At 73.0% G+C, this 15,330-nt stretch carries 15 protein-coding genes; 6 read left to right on the top strand and 9 right to left on the bottom strand.

The genetic code is table 11. From position 1 onward, the window contains the following. Positions 1-70: 70 nt before the first annotated feature. Together ACFY6U_RS04075 and ACFY6U_RS04080 are read right to left on the bottom strand one after the other, a co-directional pair. Complete coding sequence (locus tag ACFY6U_RS04075; protein ID WP_390034955.1) at positions 71-997, bottom strand: DUF4232 domain-containing protein; 927 nt, start codon at positions 995-997, stop codon at positions 71-73. Positions 998-1,096: 99 nt separating this feature from the next. Then, positions 1,097-2,020 (bottom strand): LLM class F420-dependent oxidoreductase, encoded by a 924-nt coding sequence (locus tag ACFY6U_RS04080; protein WP_390034956.1) that lies wholly within the window; start codon positions 2,018-2,020, stop codon positions 1,097-1,099. 244 nt (positions 2,021-2,264) lie between these two features. Here ACFY6U_RS04080 and ACFY6U_RS04085 point away from each other — a divergent pair, with 244 nt between their 5' ends. Beyond that, entirely contained in the window at positions 2,265-2,426 is a 162-nt protein-coding gene (locus ACFY6U_RS04085) for a hypothetical protein (RefSeq protein ID WP_390034957.1), read from the top strand. 271 nt (positions 2,427-2,697) lie between these two features. Here ACFY6U_RS04085 and ACFY6U_RS04090 read toward each other — a convergent pair whose 3' ends face one another. From ACFY6U_RS04090 to ACFY6U_RS04105, 4 genes are all read right to left on the bottom strand, one after another. Continuing rightward, positions 2,698-3,156, bottom strand: a complete 459-nt coding sequence (locus ACFY6U_RS04090; RefSeq protein WP_351501272.1) for a DUF6099 family protein — start codon at positions 3,154-3,156, stop codon at positions 2,698-2,700. Between the two features lie 195 nt (positions 3,157-3,351). Further along, positions 3,352-3,726 (bottom strand): nucleotide pyrophosphohydrolase, encoded by a 375-nt coding sequence (locus ACFY6U_RS04095; protein WP_390034958.1) that lies wholly within the window; start codon positions 3,724-3,726, stop codon positions 3,352-3,354. Further along, on the bottom strand, positions 3,678-5,120 hold the full coding sequence (locus tag ACFY6U_RS04100) for an ATP-binding protein (protein WP_390034959.1): 1,443 nt from the start codon (positions 5,118-5,120) through the stop codon (positions 3,678-3,680). The genes ACFY6U_RS04095 and ACFY6U_RS04100 overlap by 49 nt, the downstream gene beginning before the upstream one ends. A gap of 117 nt (positions 5,121-5,237) precedes the next feature. Then, on the bottom strand, positions 5,238-5,627 hold the full coding sequence (locus ACFY6U_RS04105; RefSeq protein ID WP_093498570.1) for a cell division protein SepF: 390 nt from the start codon (positions 5,625-5,627) through the stop codon (positions 5,238-5,240). 292 nt (positions 5,628-5,919) lie between these two features. Between ACFY6U_RS04105 and ACFY6U_RS04110 the strand changes: the two genes are divergently transcribed. After that, positions 5,920-7,617, top strand: a complete 1,698-nt coding sequence (locus ACFY6U_RS04110) for a hypothetical protein (protein WP_390034960.1) — start codon at positions 5,920-5,922, stop codon at positions 7,615-7,617. 113 nt (positions 7,618-7,730) lie between these two features. Here ACFY6U_RS04110 and ACFY6U_RS04115 read toward each other — a convergent pair whose 3' ends face one another. Next, positions 7,731-8,243, bottom strand: a complete 513-nt coding sequence (locus ACFY6U_RS04115) for a YceI family protein (protein ID WP_390034961.1) — start codon at positions 8,241-8,243, stop codon at positions 7,731-7,733. Between the two features lie 100 nt (positions 8,244-8,343). On the opposite strand from ACFY6U_RS04115, the gene ACFY6U_RS04120 reads away from it, so the two are divergent. From ACFY6U_RS04120 to meaB, 4 genes are all read left to right on the top strand, one after another. Beyond that, positions 8,344-8,841: a MarR family winged helix-turn-helix transcriptional regulator gene (locus ACFY6U_RS04120; protein ID WP_390034962.1), complete on the top strand. Its 498-nt coding sequence runs from the start codon at positions 8,344-8,346 to the stop codon at positions 8,839-8,841. A gap of 113 nt (positions 8,842-8,954) precedes the next feature. After that, on the top strand, positions 8,955-10,760 hold the full coding sequence (locus tag ACFY6U_RS04125) for a methylmalonyl-CoA mutase family protein (protein WP_390034963.1): 1,806 nt from the start codon (positions 8,955-8,957) through the stop codon (positions 10,758-10,760). Beyond that, a complete protein-coding gene (scpA, locus tag ACFY6U_RS04130; RefSeq protein WP_390034964.1) occupies positions 10,760-12,919 on the top strand; it encodes a methylmalonyl-CoA mutase in 2,160 nt (719 codons plus the stop codon). Before ACFY6U_RS04125 ends, scpA begins: the two co-directional genes overlap by 1 nt. Continuing rightward, positions 12,916-13,902, top strand: a complete 987-nt coding sequence (meaB, locus tag ACFY6U_RS04135) for a methylmalonyl Co-A mutase-associated GTPase MeaB (RefSeq protein ID WP_390034965.1) — start codon at positions 12,916-12,918, stop codon at positions 13,900-13,902. The genes scpA and meaB overlap by 4 nt, the downstream gene beginning before the upstream one ends. Here the strand turns inward: meaB and ACFY6U_RS04140 are convergent. Then, positions 13,890-14,465, bottom strand: coding sequence for a sigma-70 family RNA polymerase sigma factor (locus ACFY6U_RS04140; RefSeq protein WP_390034966.1), 576 nt, complete (start codon positions 14,463-14,465; stop codon positions 13,890-13,892). The genes meaB and ACFY6U_RS04140 overlap by 13 nt on opposite strands. A gap of 124 nt (positions 14,466-14,589) precedes the next feature. Beyond that, entirely contained in the window at positions 14,590-15,252 is a 663-nt protein-coding gene (locus ACFY6U_RS04145) for a hypothetical protein (protein ID WP_390034967.1), read from the bottom strand. Positions 15,253-15,330: the final 78 nt, after the last annotated feature.

Raw genomic sequence — 15,330 nt, forward strand, 5'->3', positions numbered from 1 at the left:
GCGCGACCAGCCACGACGGCGCCGCGGACGAACAACGACGCGACGCATCTCGGCTCTTCGAGCGGAACGCTCAGCCGTCGGCCCGCTTCCACGCGCCGACGCCGAGCTTGCCCGTGGTCCCGAGATCGAGGCCCGGGGTGACCGTCACGGGCGCGGCGCCCGGCTTCGCCAGGACCCGGACGTAGGGCACGTTCACGGCCGTGCCCGCCAGCGTCGTGTTGCGCCAGACCAGGCCGGAGAGGGCGGTCTCACCGGGTTTCAGGACCAGCGGGCCCGGCGGCTCGTCGAAGCCGGTTCCGGTGGCGACGGCGGCGCCGCCGTGCAGGATGCGGATGCCGTCGACGGGCTTACGGTCGTCGTCCAGCAGGCTCAGCGCCGGGTAGCCGTCGAGCGTGTAGTCCCGCTTTCCACAGTTCTCCAGGTGGAGTCCGACGACCCGCAGGCCCATCGCGGCGTCGCCGTCGTCGGCCCACAGCCGCACACCGGAGGCGGGGCAGGCGCCCGTCCGGGACGGTGCCTCGTCGGCGGGAACCTTGGTGACCTTGGCCACCTTCACCCGCGTCACCGGGGAGGCACCGGGGACGAGCACACCCAACTCGACGGTTCCGCCGGCGCTGTGGCCCGGCCGGACCCCGGGCACGGTCACCTCCTTGTTGGCCATGACCGCGCCGGTGTCCGTCGTGAAGTCGAAGAGCACGGTGTAGGTCATGGCCTGGTCGCCGTCGTTGCCGACCTGGTAGGCGGCGGAGATGCCGGAGTCGCCGGGCAGCCGGTCCGCGTGCACCGAGCCCGGGGTGGCGGACGGGGTCGGGGAGGCGGAGGGGATGGTGACCGAGGTGATCCGGACGCCGTCCACCGGGGGGTCGGTGACGGTGGCGCGGGGTGCCGGGACGGCCGCGCCGGCTCCGCCACCGGCGGCCGAGTGCTCCGTGCCACAGGCCGTGGCCAGGAGGAGGACGGCGGCGGGGGCGAGGAGACGAGGGCGGGGTCTGCGCATCCGGCCACCTCATCAGGGCGGACGCCGGACGACTGTGACGGAAGCCATAGCTCCGGTCACAGCCGTGTCACAGCCGACCGGATGCGCGACCCCGGCCGGTTACGACAGCTGCGACTGGACCTGCGTGGAGATCAGCTCCAGGTGGTCGAGGTCGGAGAGGTCGAGGATCTGGAGGTAGAAGCGGCGGGAGCCGATCTCGGCGTAGCGGCCGATCTTCTCGACGACCTCGGCGGGGGTGCCGGCCAGGCCGTTCTCCTTCAGTTCGGCGACCTCGCGGCCGATGGCGGCGGCACGGCGGGCGACCTCCTGGTCGTCCTTGCCGACGCAGACCACGAGGGCGTTGGAGTACGTCAGCTCGTCCGCCCCGCGGCCCGCCGCCTCGACGGCGGCCCGCACCCGGCCGAACTGCTGCTCGCTGTCCTCGACGGAGGCGAACGGCATGTTGAACTCGTCGGCGTACCGCGCGGTCAGCTTCGGGGTGCGGCTGGCGCCGTGGCCGCCGATCAGCACCGGGATCCGCGCCTGGGCGGGCTTGGGCAGCGCGGGCGAGCCGGTGAGGTCGTAGTAGGTGCCGTGGAAGTCGAAGGTGTCGCCGAGCTTGGTCTCCCAGAGCCCGGTGACGATCGCCAGCTGCTCCTCCAGGCGGCCGAACTTCTCCTTCGGGAAGGGGATGCCGTACGCCTTGTGCTCCTCCTCGAACCAGCCCGCGCCGAGGCCGAGTTCGACCCGGCCGCCGGACATCTGGTCGACCTGGGCGACCTGGATGGCGAGCACGCCGGGCAGCCGGAAGGTTCCTGCTGTCATCAGGGTGCCGAGGCGGATCCGCTTGGTCTCGCGGGCGAGTCCGGCGAGGGTGACCCAGGCGTCGGTGGGGCCGGGCAGGCCGTCCACGTCGCCCATCTTCAGATAGTGGTCGGAGCGAAAGAAGGCGTCGAATCCGAGGTCTTCGGTGGCCTTGGCGACGGTGAGGAGGGTGTCGTAGCTCGCGCCCTGCTGGGGCTCGGTGAAGATACGAAGGTCCATACACCTATCCTGCACGGCCGCCGCCCCGTCAACCGCATCGGCACCGCCCGTCACGGGCGTCCACCCCCGGGTGAATGTCGTCAACGGCGGGGCCTCGGGGCTGCGCGGGCCAGTGACCGGGCTGTGCGGTGATCGTTGGGTGGGGGGAGCCGGGCCGTCCGGCACCCGCGCCGGACGGTCGCCGTCGCCGCGCGTCGTTCGTGGCCCGCAGCAGACGGCGGGCCGGGGGGCCGAGGAGGCCGTCTTGTCCGAAGAGTCCGTTCCACCACAGGGTGGCCCCTCCTCCGGTCAGCCCAAGGGGCTGCTCCAGCAGATGGAGGAACTCATGGCGGCATTGAACGCGGACCTGCAGCGGCTCGCCAGGGATGAGGCCGGCCTCGGCCAGGAGGCACGTCCGAGGCCCTAGCGCTGCCGGCCGAGCCGAGCGGGGGCCGGTGCGTCGGTCGGGTGCGGGCCGGTGGGGGCCGGTCGCGCCCACGCGGCGGAGCCGCACATTGATACGGCCCCGCGCCCCTGAAGGGGCGGTCACCCCGGTGTTTTCAGGGGCGCTGCGGGTACCCCCGGCCGAAGGCCGGGGGAGGAACCGCGCGACCAGCCACGACGGCGCCGCAGACACAGACGGCAGACGGCAGACGGCAGACGGCAGACGGCACATCCCGGCTCTTCGAGCGGAACGCTCAACCGTCGCGGACCTCCTCCCTGGCCGCCAGCTTGCGGAGCATCTCCAGGACCCTGTCCCGGGACTCGTCGGCCGCGTCGATGGCCTCCATGCACTGCCAGTACGTCGCCTCGTCGGCCGCGGCGCTGGCCATGCCGACCAGCGCGATGCCGGCCTCGGCGAGGAGGCCGCCGAGACTCAGCAGGGTCTGGCGGGCGTCGTCCAGTTCGGTGAGCTGGGCGGCGCGCAGGGTGCCGGGGTCCAGGTCGGGGGTGCCCAGCACGCCGCAGCCCCGGCCCGCCAGCTCGGTCAGGCCGAGGGCCTCGCCGCGCAGCTCGGGCGGGCCGGAGACGGCCAGCCGGCTGCCGATCGCCTGGGCCAGGGCCTGGGCCTGCCACACCTCGGTCATCATCTCCGGAACGCCCGCGCCGTGCGCCAGCGCCTGTCTGCTCGCCACGATGAGCCGCATCGCGTCCATCCGTCGCCCCGTCCCCGTCGGTCCGAACTGCCCTGCCGCACTCAGTAGTTCACTACCCAGAGTGAGGGTTCCCGAGACGTGTAACCAGAGGAAGACGGAAATCTGTGGACAACAATTCGGATTCGGGCGGGGTGATGGCTACTGAGCGTTAAACCGGAGCGCCGAACTCCTTGCCCACGCCGTCCCGACAGCCCGTCAGGCGGGCGGGAACCGCTTCTCGTTGCGGTCGATCTTCGCGGCGAGCGCGGCCAGCGGGTCGATGTCCAGGACGTCGCAGAGCTGGAGGAGATAGGAGAGGACGTCGGCGACCTCGTCCGTGACCCGGTGGGCGGTGCCGGGGTCGGCCATCACCCGGGCGGACTCCTCCGGGGTCAACCACTGGAAGATCTCCACCAGTTCGGACGCCTCCACACTGAGCGCGGAGGCCAGGTTCTTGGGGGTGTGGTACTGCCGCCAGTCGCGGACGGCGGCGAACTCGGCCAGCCGGCGCTGGAGTCCCACCACGTCGAGGGGTTCATCGGTCACGCGTCCAGGTGTACCACTGTGATCGCCTCCGCTCCCTCGGCCCATGAGGCGTCGCTCACCGCGCCGACGAGCCGGATGTGGCCGCGCTCGCCCATCAGGACGGCCGTGCGCAGCAGTGCGGCGCGCTGGCCCGGGTCCAGGCTGCGGTCGAAGCCGTCGGCGAGGACGGTGAGGCCGCGCATGGCGTCGGGGACCTCGCCGGGTGCGTCGACCGCGAGGACGCCGGGTCCGGTGAAGAGGACCAGGGCGAGGGCGAGGTAGCGCAGTTCGCCGTCGCCGAGCCGCTCCAGCTCCGTGCGGTGGCCGTCGCCGCGGTCGAGGAGCGCCCGTACCGTGCCGTCGCCGAGCGGCTCGGCGAACAGGTCGACGACGGGGCCGGCACAGCCGGTGCGCACCGCGTCGACGAGCAGGCCGTGCCGGCGGCCGCATTCGGTGCGGGTGCGCCACAGGACGTCGGCGAGGTTGCCGCAGGCGCGCAGCAGCCGGCCGGAGCCGGTGCGGACGCTGGTGCGCATGTCCTCGGGCCGCGGGTCGCAGGGGAACACCGACCGCAGCGCGACGACCATCTGCTCGGCGGCGGCGAGGACCTGCCGCTGCCCGTCCGTCTTCCCGGCGACGCGCAGCGGCAGCAGGGCGGTGCCGAGGCGGTCGTCGGGGAGCGGGGCCCGGGTCACCGGTGCGGAGCCCGCGGTGTGCCAGGCGGCCTGCACGGCCGGGCGGCTCGGGTCGCGCAGCGCGGTCTCCAGGAGCACCAGGTCGCCCGCGGTCAGTCGTTCGCCGACGACGCGCAGTTCGGGCTCGGCCTGGACGGCGAGGTCGAGCCGCACCGGCCCTTCGGCACCGTCGGCCGTACACCCGATGCGGAACCCCCGGCGCCGCTGCGCGTCGGGCCGGGCCCGTTCCGGCACCAGCGCGCCCGGGTCCGGGAACACGTCCGCGAGCGCGGCCCCGCCCCCGAGCCGGGCGAGCGCCTCGTAGGCGGCGAGCGCCGCGCTCTTCCCGCTCCCGCTGCGCCCGGCGAACAGGGTGACCTGCCCGACGGGAAAGGTCGCGCCACGATGCCGGGCGAAGGCGGAGAGGCGGAGCTCGGTGACGCGGGGGCGGGGGTCACGACGCGGGGCGGGGGCAGGTGCCGGGCGGGGAGCCGGTGCGGCGGCAGACGGTGCGCCCCGGCCGCCCGCGCGGGCGCGCGGGACGGTCTCCGACGGCCCGGCGGGCGCGCCCGAGCCTGCCGGGCGGGGCCGCCCGGGGGCCGAACCGCCAGGCCCCGTCGGCGCGTTCGGCGCCACCGACGGCACCCTGTCGTCGGGCGACGGCGGCAGCGGCGGCAACGGCGACGCGGCCGACGACGGCGACGGCGACGGGGCCGACGTATCGCCCGAGGCGGAACCGGCGAAGGGCGAAGGGCGGGACGCGGACGAGGCAGAGGGCACGGCCATATGCGGACCGTAGGCCTCCGGCCGCCCGGCGAACCGTTCCGCCCACCTGCCCTTCCTTCGATCGGGGGATGTCCGGCCGTCCCGCCGATCTGCCCGGCCTCTGCGCCGGACCGGTCGTCAGCCCCCGGAGACCCCCGCGCCCTCCATCAGCCCGCCGACCTCCGTGCCGGGCGGGGTGAGGAGGAAGACGTTGCGGTCGACCCGGTGCATTCCGCTGGCCAGGCCGAAGACCACGCCCGTGCTGAAGTCGAGGACGCGTTTGGCGACCTCCGTCTCGGCGCCGGTGAGGTCGAGCAGGACCGGTATCCCGGCCATCAGCGTCTCGGCGACGTCACGCGCGTCGGCGAAGACGTTGACCCGCAGGACGACGAAACGGCGGCGCGTCTCGGTCTCCGCGTCCGGCAGCGCCCGGTGGTCCACCGCCGACGGCCAGGCGTCGCGGCCACGCAGCGGCACCACCTGGGCGAGCCCCTCCCACTGTTCATCGGTGACGTCGTAACGGCTCACCGGCTCCCCCTGACCTGACTCGCACTCGATGCCTGCACCAGCCAATTCTTACGCCAAGTCACCCGTTCGGCCCAACAGCGACACGAAGCGCGAGCGTTTCCGGGTACCCGGACAGGAAAGAAGTGATCTTGTCACTATTCAGCCGATTGCCGCGCATTGGGGGCCTCTTACCGCCCTCACACCGGACTCTTCTCCTCCTGTGACGCCGTGCTCACCGCCCGCGATTACCGTCCGGTCCGTGCGCTTGGCAGAAACACAACAGGTGACACCCGACCGGCGGACACAGTCGGCGGTGTCCGCCGCTCCGGGCGATGCCGGAGCCCCCGCCCCCTGGCACCGCGTGCTGACCCTCCTCGCCGACATCGGCCTGTTCATCGGCACCCGGTCGGTGTGGACGCAGGCGGTGACGCACCACCAGGTCCTGGCGGCCCTGATCTCCCTCTGCTACGTCTCGATCCTGGTGACCGGCGTGCTGACGCTGACAGTCCGCAGCACCCGGTCGCTGGCCCGCCTCGACCTGGTGGTCCTGGTCACGGCGGTGGCGCTGGCGCTGTGCGCGTGGGTGCTGAACCACAACGGCGGCGACGAGGGCGTCCTCACCACCCAGGCCGCCAGGGAACTCGTAGCCGGCCACCCGGTGTACGGACAGCCCTGGCCGTGGCTGTTCGGCGGCAAGGGGGTCGCCCTCACGCCGACGATAGGCGGCAGCTACGACTACACCTACGGCTATCCACCGCTGGCCCCGCTGCTGACCGTCCCGCTGCTGTGGCTCGGCCACCACGGCGCCCCCGCGACGGCGGTGTGCGCGGGCGCCCTGATCGCCGGCACGGTCGTGCTGTGGCGGATGCTCCCGGTGCCGTGGCGCTCGGCGGCGACGCTGAGCTGCCTGGGTTTCGGTTTCCTCTCCACCTACTCCCGGGTCGGCTACCCGGCCGTCATCGCCCTGGCGCTGCTGATCCCGGTGGTGGTGCGCTGGCCGCGGATCGGGCAGGGCGGGCGGCTGGGGACGGCCGGGATCGCGCGGGCCGCGTGCCTCGGGGCCGCCTGCGCGGCACAGCAACTGCCGTGGTTCGTCGCGCCGTTCCTGCTGGCCGGCATCTACGCGGTGCGGCGCGGGGAGCTCGGCGGCCGGGCCGCCGCCCTGGTGGTCCTGCGGATCACCGGGGTGGCCGTCACGGTGTGGCTGCTGATCAACACGTACTTCATCGTGTCCGAGCCCGGCCGCTGGCTGCGCGGGATCGCGCTGCCGCTCACCCAGGGTGCCGTGGTGCACGGCCAGGGCCTGGTGGACATCACGCTCTACTACACGAACGGCAGCGACCGCATCGACTGGTACTCGCACGCGAGCATGCTCCTCGCGGCGGCCCTGCTGGCCCTGTTCGTGCTCTTCGTACGCCGGCTCGGGCCGGCCGCGACCGTGCTGCCGTGGCTCGCCTTCTTCCTGGCGACCCGCTCCCAGGACGGCTACTACCTGCTGATGACCCCGTTGTGGCTGGCGGCGGCCGTCACCGCCCCGCTGTCCGAGTTCGAGCACGCCTGGCAGCCGCGTCCGGCCCTGCTGACCGGACCCCGCCGCCGTCCCGCCCTGATCGTGACGGTCGTCCTGCTGCTCGCCCCGGCGCTGGTGAGCGCGGCGCTCGCGGTGTCCGGCCGGCCGCCGCTGCGGATGGAGATCACCGCTCTGCGGCGGGACGGGCACCAGGCCGCGGTGGTGCGGGCGATGACGCTGAAGGTGGTCAACACGGGGAGCGCCCCGCTCACCCCGCACTACACGCTCACGACGGGCCAGGGCATGAGCAAGTACTGGCTGCTGGTACGGGGTCCTGCGACGATCCCCGGGCACGGCACGGCGAGCGTCGAACTCAGGCCGTCGAACGGCAGGTTCGGCATCCCCGTCAAGCCGAGCACCCGGATCCGGCTGCGCGCCTTCACCGCGGATCCGCAGACGTTGTCCAGCCGGGACGTGAAGATCAGCCGTACGGTCCGCTAGACGCTCCGCCGGAATCGCCGTGATCCGTCGACCGCGGCGCCGTCGTGGCTGGTCACGCAGTTCCTCCCCCAGCCTTCGGCCGGGGGTACCCCCAGCGCCCCTTACGGGGCGCTTCAGGCCCCCGTGCGGGTGAAGCGCAGGGTGGCGGTCACCGTGGTGGGGCCGCCCATCATGCGCATCTGGTTGACGGTGATGCCGAACTCCTCGCGAACCACCTGGAACTCGGCCTCCAGCGTGAGCCCGTCGGCGTCCGCCGAGACCAGCTTCGCGGTGGCCTGCTGCGGCCTGCTGATGCCCCGGACGGTCAGCTGGCCGTCGACCTTCACCTCGTCACCGGTGCGCCGGGCGCTGCGCACCGCGAAGGTGATCTCCGGGTGGTTGTCGGCGTCGAAGAAGTCGGCCGAGCGCAGGTGGTCGTCGCGCTTCTTGTTCTTGGTGTCCAGCGAGGTCGCGTCGATCGAGACCGTGCCGCTGGCGGTGCCGTCGGCGGCCACCTCGCCCCGGCCGGTGACGCCCGCGAAGGTGCCCTTGACGGTGACCATGCCCCAGAAGGTCTTGTGCCCGACGGCGACGGTGGAGGCGGTCGGGTCGAGCTGCCAGAGGCCGGTTGCCACGGTGACGGTCATGGCCGTACTCCGATTCCTTGGTGGTTCAAATTTGGATGACTGCGGTACGGCTGCACGCTAACCCAATATCCAAATTTGGACAACAGGTAGACTCGATGCCATGGCCGCCGCCCAGGAACACCCCGCAGAGCTGCCCGAATGTCCGTCCCACGCGGGCGGCGGGCTGCTCCCGGCCGAACTGCGCGCCTGGATGCTGCTGCTGGCCGCGACCGGTGCGGTGGAGCAGCGGCTGCGGTCGGTCGTGAAGGAGACTCTGGACGTCTCGCACGACGAGTTCCTGATCCTGTGCCTGCTGGCCGAGCAGCCCCGCGAGGGTCTGCGCATGACCCGCATCGCCGAGCTCCTGGGCCGCCCCAAGACCCGCCTCACCTACCAGATCGCCTGCCTCCAGCACGCCGGCCTCGTCACCCGCAAGGCCGCCTGCGGCGACAAGCGGGGCATCGAGGTCGCCCTCACCGACAAGGCCCGCCGCCAGATCCAGGACGCCTCCGCCGCCCTCGCCGAGACGGTCGGCCAGGCGGTCGGCCACGTCATCGGCCCGGCGCAGCGCGAGGCGCTGTGCGCGCTGATCCCGGAGTTCGCCGACGACACGCCCTGACCGTACGAATCCGGCCACTTCACCCCCGGGAGGCGCAGGTCACAGCCACGGCGAGGGCAAGGTCACAGCCCTGCCACCCGTGCACCTTTGGCGCTCTGCCCTAGCATCCGAGCATGACGGTCCTGCCTGACGACGGGCTCTCACTGGCCGCCGAGTTCCCTGACGCGACGCAAGAGCAGTGGCAACGCCTGGTCGAAGGCGTGCTGCGCAAGTCCGGCAGGGAAGTCTCGGGCGAGGCCGCCGAGGACGCCCTGTCCACGACGCTGGAGGACGGGCTGCGCACCCGTCCCCTGTACACCGCGCGCGACACCGCACCCGACCCCGGTCTGCCCGGCTTCGCGCCGTACGTGCGTGGCGGCCGTCCGGAGGGCGGCACCGCGGGCGGCTGGGACGTACGGCAGCGGCACGCGGCGGCTCCCGACGGCGCGGTCCTGGCCGACCTGGAGAACGGCGTCACCTCGCTCTGGCTGCTCGTGGGCCGGGGCGGCATCCCCGTGCCCGGACTCGCCCGCGCCCTCGACGGCGTCTACCTGGACCTGGCCCCGGTGGTCCTGGACGGCGGCCGGGACACCGAGGCGGCGGCGGCCGAGCTGTTCCGGCTGTACGACGAGAAGGGCGTCGCCCCCGAGGCGGTGCGCGGCAACCTGGGCGCCGACCCGCTGGGGTACGAGGCGCGCACCGGCACCGCCCTGCCCTTCGCTCCCGTCGCCGATCTGGCGAGGCACTGCGCCGGGGAGTTCCCGGGCCTGCGCGCGCTGACCGTGGACGCGCTGCCCTACCACGAGGCGGGCGGCTCGGCCGCACAGGAGCTGGGTGCCTCGCTGGCCACCGGGGTGGCCTACCTGCGCGAGCTGACCGAGGCCGGTCTCGGCATCGAGCAGGCCCTCGGGCAGCTGGAGTTCCGGTACGCGGCGACCGCCGACCAGTTCCTGACGACCGCCAAGCTGCGCGCGGCCCGCCGGCTGTGGGCGCGGGTCGCCGAGGTCAGCGGTGCGGCCGACGCGGGCGCGCAGGTGCAGCACGCCGTCACCTCACCGGTGATGATGAGCCGCCGCGACCCGTGGGTGAACATGCTCCGTACGACGGTCGCGACGCTGGCCGCCGGGGTGGGCGGCGCCGACTCCGTCACCGTGCTGCCGTTCGACCACGCGATCGGCCTGCCGGACGGGTTCGCCCGCCGGATCGCCCGCAACACCTCGACGATCCTCGTCGAGGAGTCCCACCTGGCCCGGGTCATCGACCCGGCGGGCGGCTCCTGGTACGTCGAGCAGCTCACCGACGAACTCGCCCACGCGGCCTGGGAGTTCTTCCGGACCGTCGAGCGCGACGGCGGCCAGGCGGCCGTCCTGCGCTCCGGCCGCCTGCGCACCGACCTCGCGACCACCTGGGCCGAGCGCTCCAAGAAGCTCGCCAAGCGCCGCGAGCCCGTCACCGGGGTCAGCGAGTTCCCGTTCCTCGCCGAGAAGCCGGTGGTGCGCGAGCCCGCCCCCGAGCCGCCGTCGGGCGGCCTCCCCCGGGTCCGCCGTGACGAGGCCTTCGAGGAGCTGCGCGCCCGCTCGGACGCCCACCTCGCGGCGACCGGCAGCCGCCCCCGGATCTACCTGGCCACGCTGGGCCCCGCCGCCGCGTACACCGCGCGCGCCGGCTTCGCCGCCAACCTCTTCCAGGCCGGCGGCATCGAACCCGTCACCGAGGGCACCTTCGAGGAGAGCGGCGCCACCGAGGCGGTGCTCTGCTCCAGCGACGCGCTCTACGCCGAACAGGCCCCACAGGCCGCCGAGTCGCTGAAGGCGGCCGGTGCCCGGCACGTGGTCCTCGCGGGCCGGGGCGAGTTCACCGGCGTCGACTCGTACGTCTTCGCGGGCTGCGACGCCGTCGCCGTGCTGTCCGAGACCCTCGACCGCATGGGAGTGTCCTGATGGGAATCCCCGACTTCTCCGGCATCGAGCTGGGCACCCCCCTCACCGCGGGCAGCGCCGACCAGTGGCGGGCCGCCGCGGGTGACCCGCCCGTGTGGGAGACCCCGGAGGGCATCGGGGTCAAGCCGCTCTACACCGGCCGTGACCTGGAGGGCCTGGACTTCCTGGGCACCTACCCGGGCATCGCGCCGTACCTGCGCGGCCCCTACCCGACGATGTACGTCAACCAGCCCTGGACCATCCGCCAGTACGCGGGCTTCTCCACCGCCGAGGAGTCCAACGCGTTCTACCGGCGCAACCTGGCGGCCGGCCAGAAGGGCCTGTCGGTCGCCTTCGACCTGCCCACGCACCGGGGCTACGACAGCGACCACCCGCGAGTGACCGGTGACGTCGGCATGGCGGGCGTGGCCATCGACTCGATTCTCGACATGCGCCAGCTCTTCGACGGCATCCCGCTGGACCGGATGACCGTGTCGATGACGATGAACGGCGCGGTGCTGCCCGTGCTGGCGCTGTACATCGTGGCGGCGGAGGAGCAGGGCGTCGCGCCCGAGAAGCTGGCCGGGACCATCCAGAACGACATCCTCAAGGAGTTCATGGTCCGCAACACCTACATCTATCCGCCGAAGCCGTCGATGCGGATCATCTCCGACATCTTCGCCTACACCTCGCAGCGGATGCCCCGCTACAACTCGATCTCCATCTCCGGCTACCACATCCAGGAGGCGGGCGCGACGGCCGACCTGGAGCTGGCGTACACGCTCGCCGACGGCGTCGAGTACATCCGGGCGGGCCGGGAGGCGGGCCTGGACGTGGACGCGTTCGCGCCCCGGCTCTCCTTCTTCTGGGCGATCGGCATGAACTTCTTCATGGAGATCGCCAAGCTGCGGGCGGCCCGGCTCCTGTGGGCGAAGCTGGTCGCGCAGTTCGAGCCGCAGAACACCAAGTCCCTCTCGCTGCGCACCCATTCGCAGACCTCGGGCTGGTCGCTGACCGCGCAGGACGTCTTCAACAACGTCACGCGCACGTGCGTCGAGGCGATGGCGGCGACCCAGGGCCACACCCAGTCGCTGCACACCAACGCCCTGGACGAGGCCCTCGCGCTCCCGACGGACTTCTCGGCGCGGATCGCCCGCAACACCCAGCTGCTCATCCAGCAGGAGTCGGGCACCACCCGGGTCATCGACCCCTGGGGCGGCAGCGCCTACGTCGAGAAGCTCACCTACGACCTCGCGCGCAAGGCCTGGGCGCACATCCAGGAGGTCGAGGCGGCGGGCGGCATGGCCAAGGCGATCGACGCCGGCATTCCCAAGCTGCGCATCGAGGAGGCCGCGGCCCGCACCCAGGCCCGGATCGACTCCGGCCGCCAGCCCGTGATCGGCGTCAACAAGTACCGGGTGGACAGCGACGAGCAGATCGAGGTCCTCAAGGTCGACAACTCCTCCGTGCGCGCCCAGCAGATCGCCAAGCTGCGGCGGCTGCGCGCGGAGCGGGACGAGACGGCGTGCCGGGACGCGCTCGACGCGCTGACCCGGGCGGCGGACGGCGACGGCAACCTGCTGGAGCTGGCCGTGCACGCGGCCCGCGCCAAGGCGACCGTCGGTGAGATCTCGGACGCCCTGGAGAAGGTGTACGGCCGGCACGCGAGCCAGATCCGTACGATCTCCGGTGTGTACCGCAACGAAGCAGGCGAGTCCCCGGACGTGGACCGCACCCGGGCCCTGGTCGACGCCTTCGACGAGGCCGAGGGGCGCCGCCCGCGCATTCTGGTCGCCAAGATGGGCCAGGACGGTCACGACCGCGGCCAGAAGGTGATCGCGACCGCCTTCGCCGACCTCGGCTTCGACGTCGACGTCGGCCCGCTCTTCCAGACCCCCCAGGAGGTCGCCCGCCAGGCGGTGGAGGCGGACGTCCACGTGGTCGGCGTGTCCTCGCTGGCGGCCGGCCACCTCACCCTCGTACCGGCGCTGCGCGAGCAGCTCGCCGAGGAGGGCCGGGCGGACATCATGATCGTGGTCGGCGGTGTCATCCCGCCCCAGGACGTGCCGGCCCTCCTGGAGATGGGTGCCACGGCCGTGTTCCCGCCCGGGACGGTGATCCCGGACGCGGCCTACGACCTGGTGAAGCGGCTGTCGGCGGAACTCGGGCACGACCTGTGATCGATGTCGACGCCTATGTGAAGGGTGTGCTCGACCAGAAGCGCGCGGTCGTCGCCCGCGCCATCACCCTCGTCGAGTCCACCCGGCCACAGCACCGGGTGCTGGCGCAGGAGTTGCTCACCGAGCTGCTCCCGCACAGCGGCCGGGCCCGGCGGATCGGCATCAGCGGGGTGCCGGGCGTGGGCAAGTCGACGTTCATCGACGCGTTCGGCACGCTGCTGACGGGACTGGGGTACCGGGTCGCGGTCCTGGCCGTGGACCCGTCGTCGACGCGGACCGGGGGATCGATCCTCGGTGACAAGACACGCATGGAGCGGCTGGCGGTCGACCCGAACGCCTTCGTCCGCCCCTCCCCCAGCGCGGGCACGCTGGGCGGGGTCGCCAAGGCGACCCGCGAGTCGATGGTGGTCATGGAGGCGGCCGGATACGACGTGGTCCTCGTCGAGACCGTCGGCGTCGGCCAGTCGGAGACCGCGGTCGCCGACATGGTCGACTCCTTCCTGCTGCTCAGCCTTGCCCGTACCGGCGACCAGCTCCAGGGCATCAAGAAGGGCGTCCTGGAGCTGGCCGACGTGATCGCCGTCAACAAGGCGGACGGCCCGCACGAGCGCGACGCCCGTTCCGCGGCGCGGGAACTGGCGGGCGCGCTGCGCCTGATGCACGGCAAGGACGCCTTCTGGACTCCCCCTGTGCTGAGCTGCAGCGCGCGGGAGTCGACCGGCCTGGAGCTGGTCTGGGAGCGCCTGGAGCAGCACCGGGCACTGCTCGACTCCACCGGGCGACTCGCCGACAAGCGGCGGGAGCAGCAGGTGGGGTGGACCTGGTCGATGGTCCGGGACGAGCTGCTCGGGCGGCTCTCCGCCCACCCCGCGGTGCGCGCGGCCGCCCCCGACCTCGAACGGCAGGTCAGGGACGGCACGTTGACGGCGACGCTGGCCGCCGAACACATCCTCAAGGCCTTCGAGGAACCTCAGGCCAACTGATCCTGGAGCGCCTCGCGGGCCCGGGCCACCCGGGAGCGGACCGTGCCGACGGGACAGTCGCTGACCTCGGCGGCCTCGGCGTACGGCAGCCCGACGAGCTGGGTGAGGACGAACGCCTCGCGCCGCTCGTCGGGCAGCGCCGCCAGCAGATCCATGAGCGCGACCCCGTCGTCGAACCCGGGCAGCCCGTGCGGCTGGGCCCGCTCGACGGCCTGTTGCCAGTCGGGGACGTCCGCCGCGCGCGGCCTGGCGGCGGCGTACCGATGGCTGTCCACGACGGCCCGGCGGGCGATCGACAGCAGCCAGGAACGGGCCGAGCCGTGGCCTTCGAAACGGTGCAGGCTGCCCAGCGCGCGCAGGAACGTGTCCTGCGCGAGGTCGTCGACCGCCTGCGGGTCGGCGCAGAGATGGGCGACGTACCGGAGGACGTCGCGGTGCAGGGCCCGTACGAACGCGTCCACGGCGGCCGTGTCCCCGGACCGGGCGGCGAGGGCCCAGGCCGTGATCGACGCGTCGCGTTTCTCCGTCGCCTCGGCGCATGCGGGCAGGACAGAAGTGATCACTCGGTGTCCTTGTGAGAAAGGTGAAGGGGGAGACGGCCCGGTGGCGCTCGCGGTGCTCAAGCGGGCGTACGGCCGCCGTGTTGGTCCGGGGCGCGCTTGGGCGGCTCCGGAACACCAGCTGTCGTCAGGCGACAGCCGTCCGCACGGGCGGACCCCTGGAAGTGATCGCGTGGACGAGGAGGAGAAGCCGCGGCGCCCGGTCCGAACGGCGGCGGCGCGGCCGGGGCCGAGGGCGCTCGGGGGTGGCCGGCAGAGCGAGCAGCAGCCGGAGCGGCGCGACGAGCCGGCCGGCGACGGCCCGGACGATGCGGAACGCTGCGCGTTCGCCGTGGCCGAGCCAGAGGCCGCACAGCAGCGCGGCGAGGAGGTGGGCGGCGAACATGCCGGTGGATGCGGTGCCGCCGGTACCGAAGCCCAGGTATTCGACGGGGTCGGTGTGGGCGGCGGCCATGTGCATCGACCCCATGTTCATGGCGGCCATGTCCCCGGCCATGTCCATGTGCATGGATCCCATGGGCGCGGTGTGGGTGCTCCACACCTGAGCCGCGGAGAAGCCGGAGTGCAGGGCCGTCTGGGCGCCGACCGCGGCGGACACGACCAGGGGCAGCCCGCGTTCGCGGCCGGACAGGGCCCAGCCGAGGGCGCCGGTGAGCGCCAGGGCGGCGGCCAGGGTCCAGGCGGGCACCCGGCTGCCGGACATCAGGACGTGGCCCAGGGCGGCGAGCAGCACGCAGACGGCCGCGAACACCGCGGACCGTATCGTGCGCGCACACCATCCTGCCGTCATGGCGCATCATCCTTGCAGCCGGTGCGGACCTGTCGGGGAGTGGTACGGCGATCCACAGCCAGTGCGCTCAACTCACAG

Source organism: Streptomyces sp. NPDC013157 (assembly GCF_042899865.1).
Lineage (GTDB): Bacteria > Actinomycetota > Actinomycetes > Streptomycetales > Streptomycetaceae > Streptomyces.

Coding starts and splice junctions, on each gene's coding strand:
- ACFY6U_RS04120 (WP_390034962.1), top strand. CDS start 8,344: ATGGCCGCCGCCCAGGAACACCCCGCAGAGCTGCCCGAATGTCCGTCC.
- scpA (WP_390034964.1), top strand. CDS start 10,760: ATGGGAATCCCCGACTTCTCCGGCATCGAGCTGGGCACCCCCCTCACC.
- ACFY6U_RS04080 (WP_390034956.1), bottom strand. CDS start 2,020: ATGGACCTTCGTATCTTCACCGAGCCCCAGCAGGGCGCGAGCTACGAC.
- ACFY6U_RS04125 (WP_390034963.1), top strand. CDS start 8,955: ATGACGGTCCTGCCTGACGACGGGCTCTCACTGGCCGCCGAGTTCCCT.
- ACFY6U_RS04075 (WP_390034955.1), bottom strand. CDS start 997: ATGCGCAGACCCCGCCCTCGTCTCCTCGCCCCCGCCGCCGTCCTCCTC.
- ACFY6U_RS04145 (WP_390034967.1), bottom strand. CDS start 15,252: ATGACGGCAGGATGGTGTGCGCGCACGATACGGTCCGCGGTGTTCGCG.
- ACFY6U_RS04115 (WP_390034961.1), bottom strand. CDS start 8,243: ATGACCGTCACCGTGGCAACCGGCCTCTGGCAGCTCGACCCGACCGCC.
- ACFY6U_RS04090 (WP_351501272.1), bottom strand. CDS start 3,156: ATGGACGCGATGCGGCTCATCGTGGCGAGCAGACAGGCGCTGGCGCAC.
- ACFY6U_RS04095 (WP_390034958.1), bottom strand. CDS start 3,726: ATGGGCCGAGGGAGCGGAGGCGATCACAGTGGTACACCTGGACGCGTG.
- ACFY6U_RS04100 (WP_390034959.1), bottom strand. CDS start 5,120: ATGGCCGTGCCCTCTGCCTCGTCCGCGTCCCGCCCTTCGCCCTTCGCC.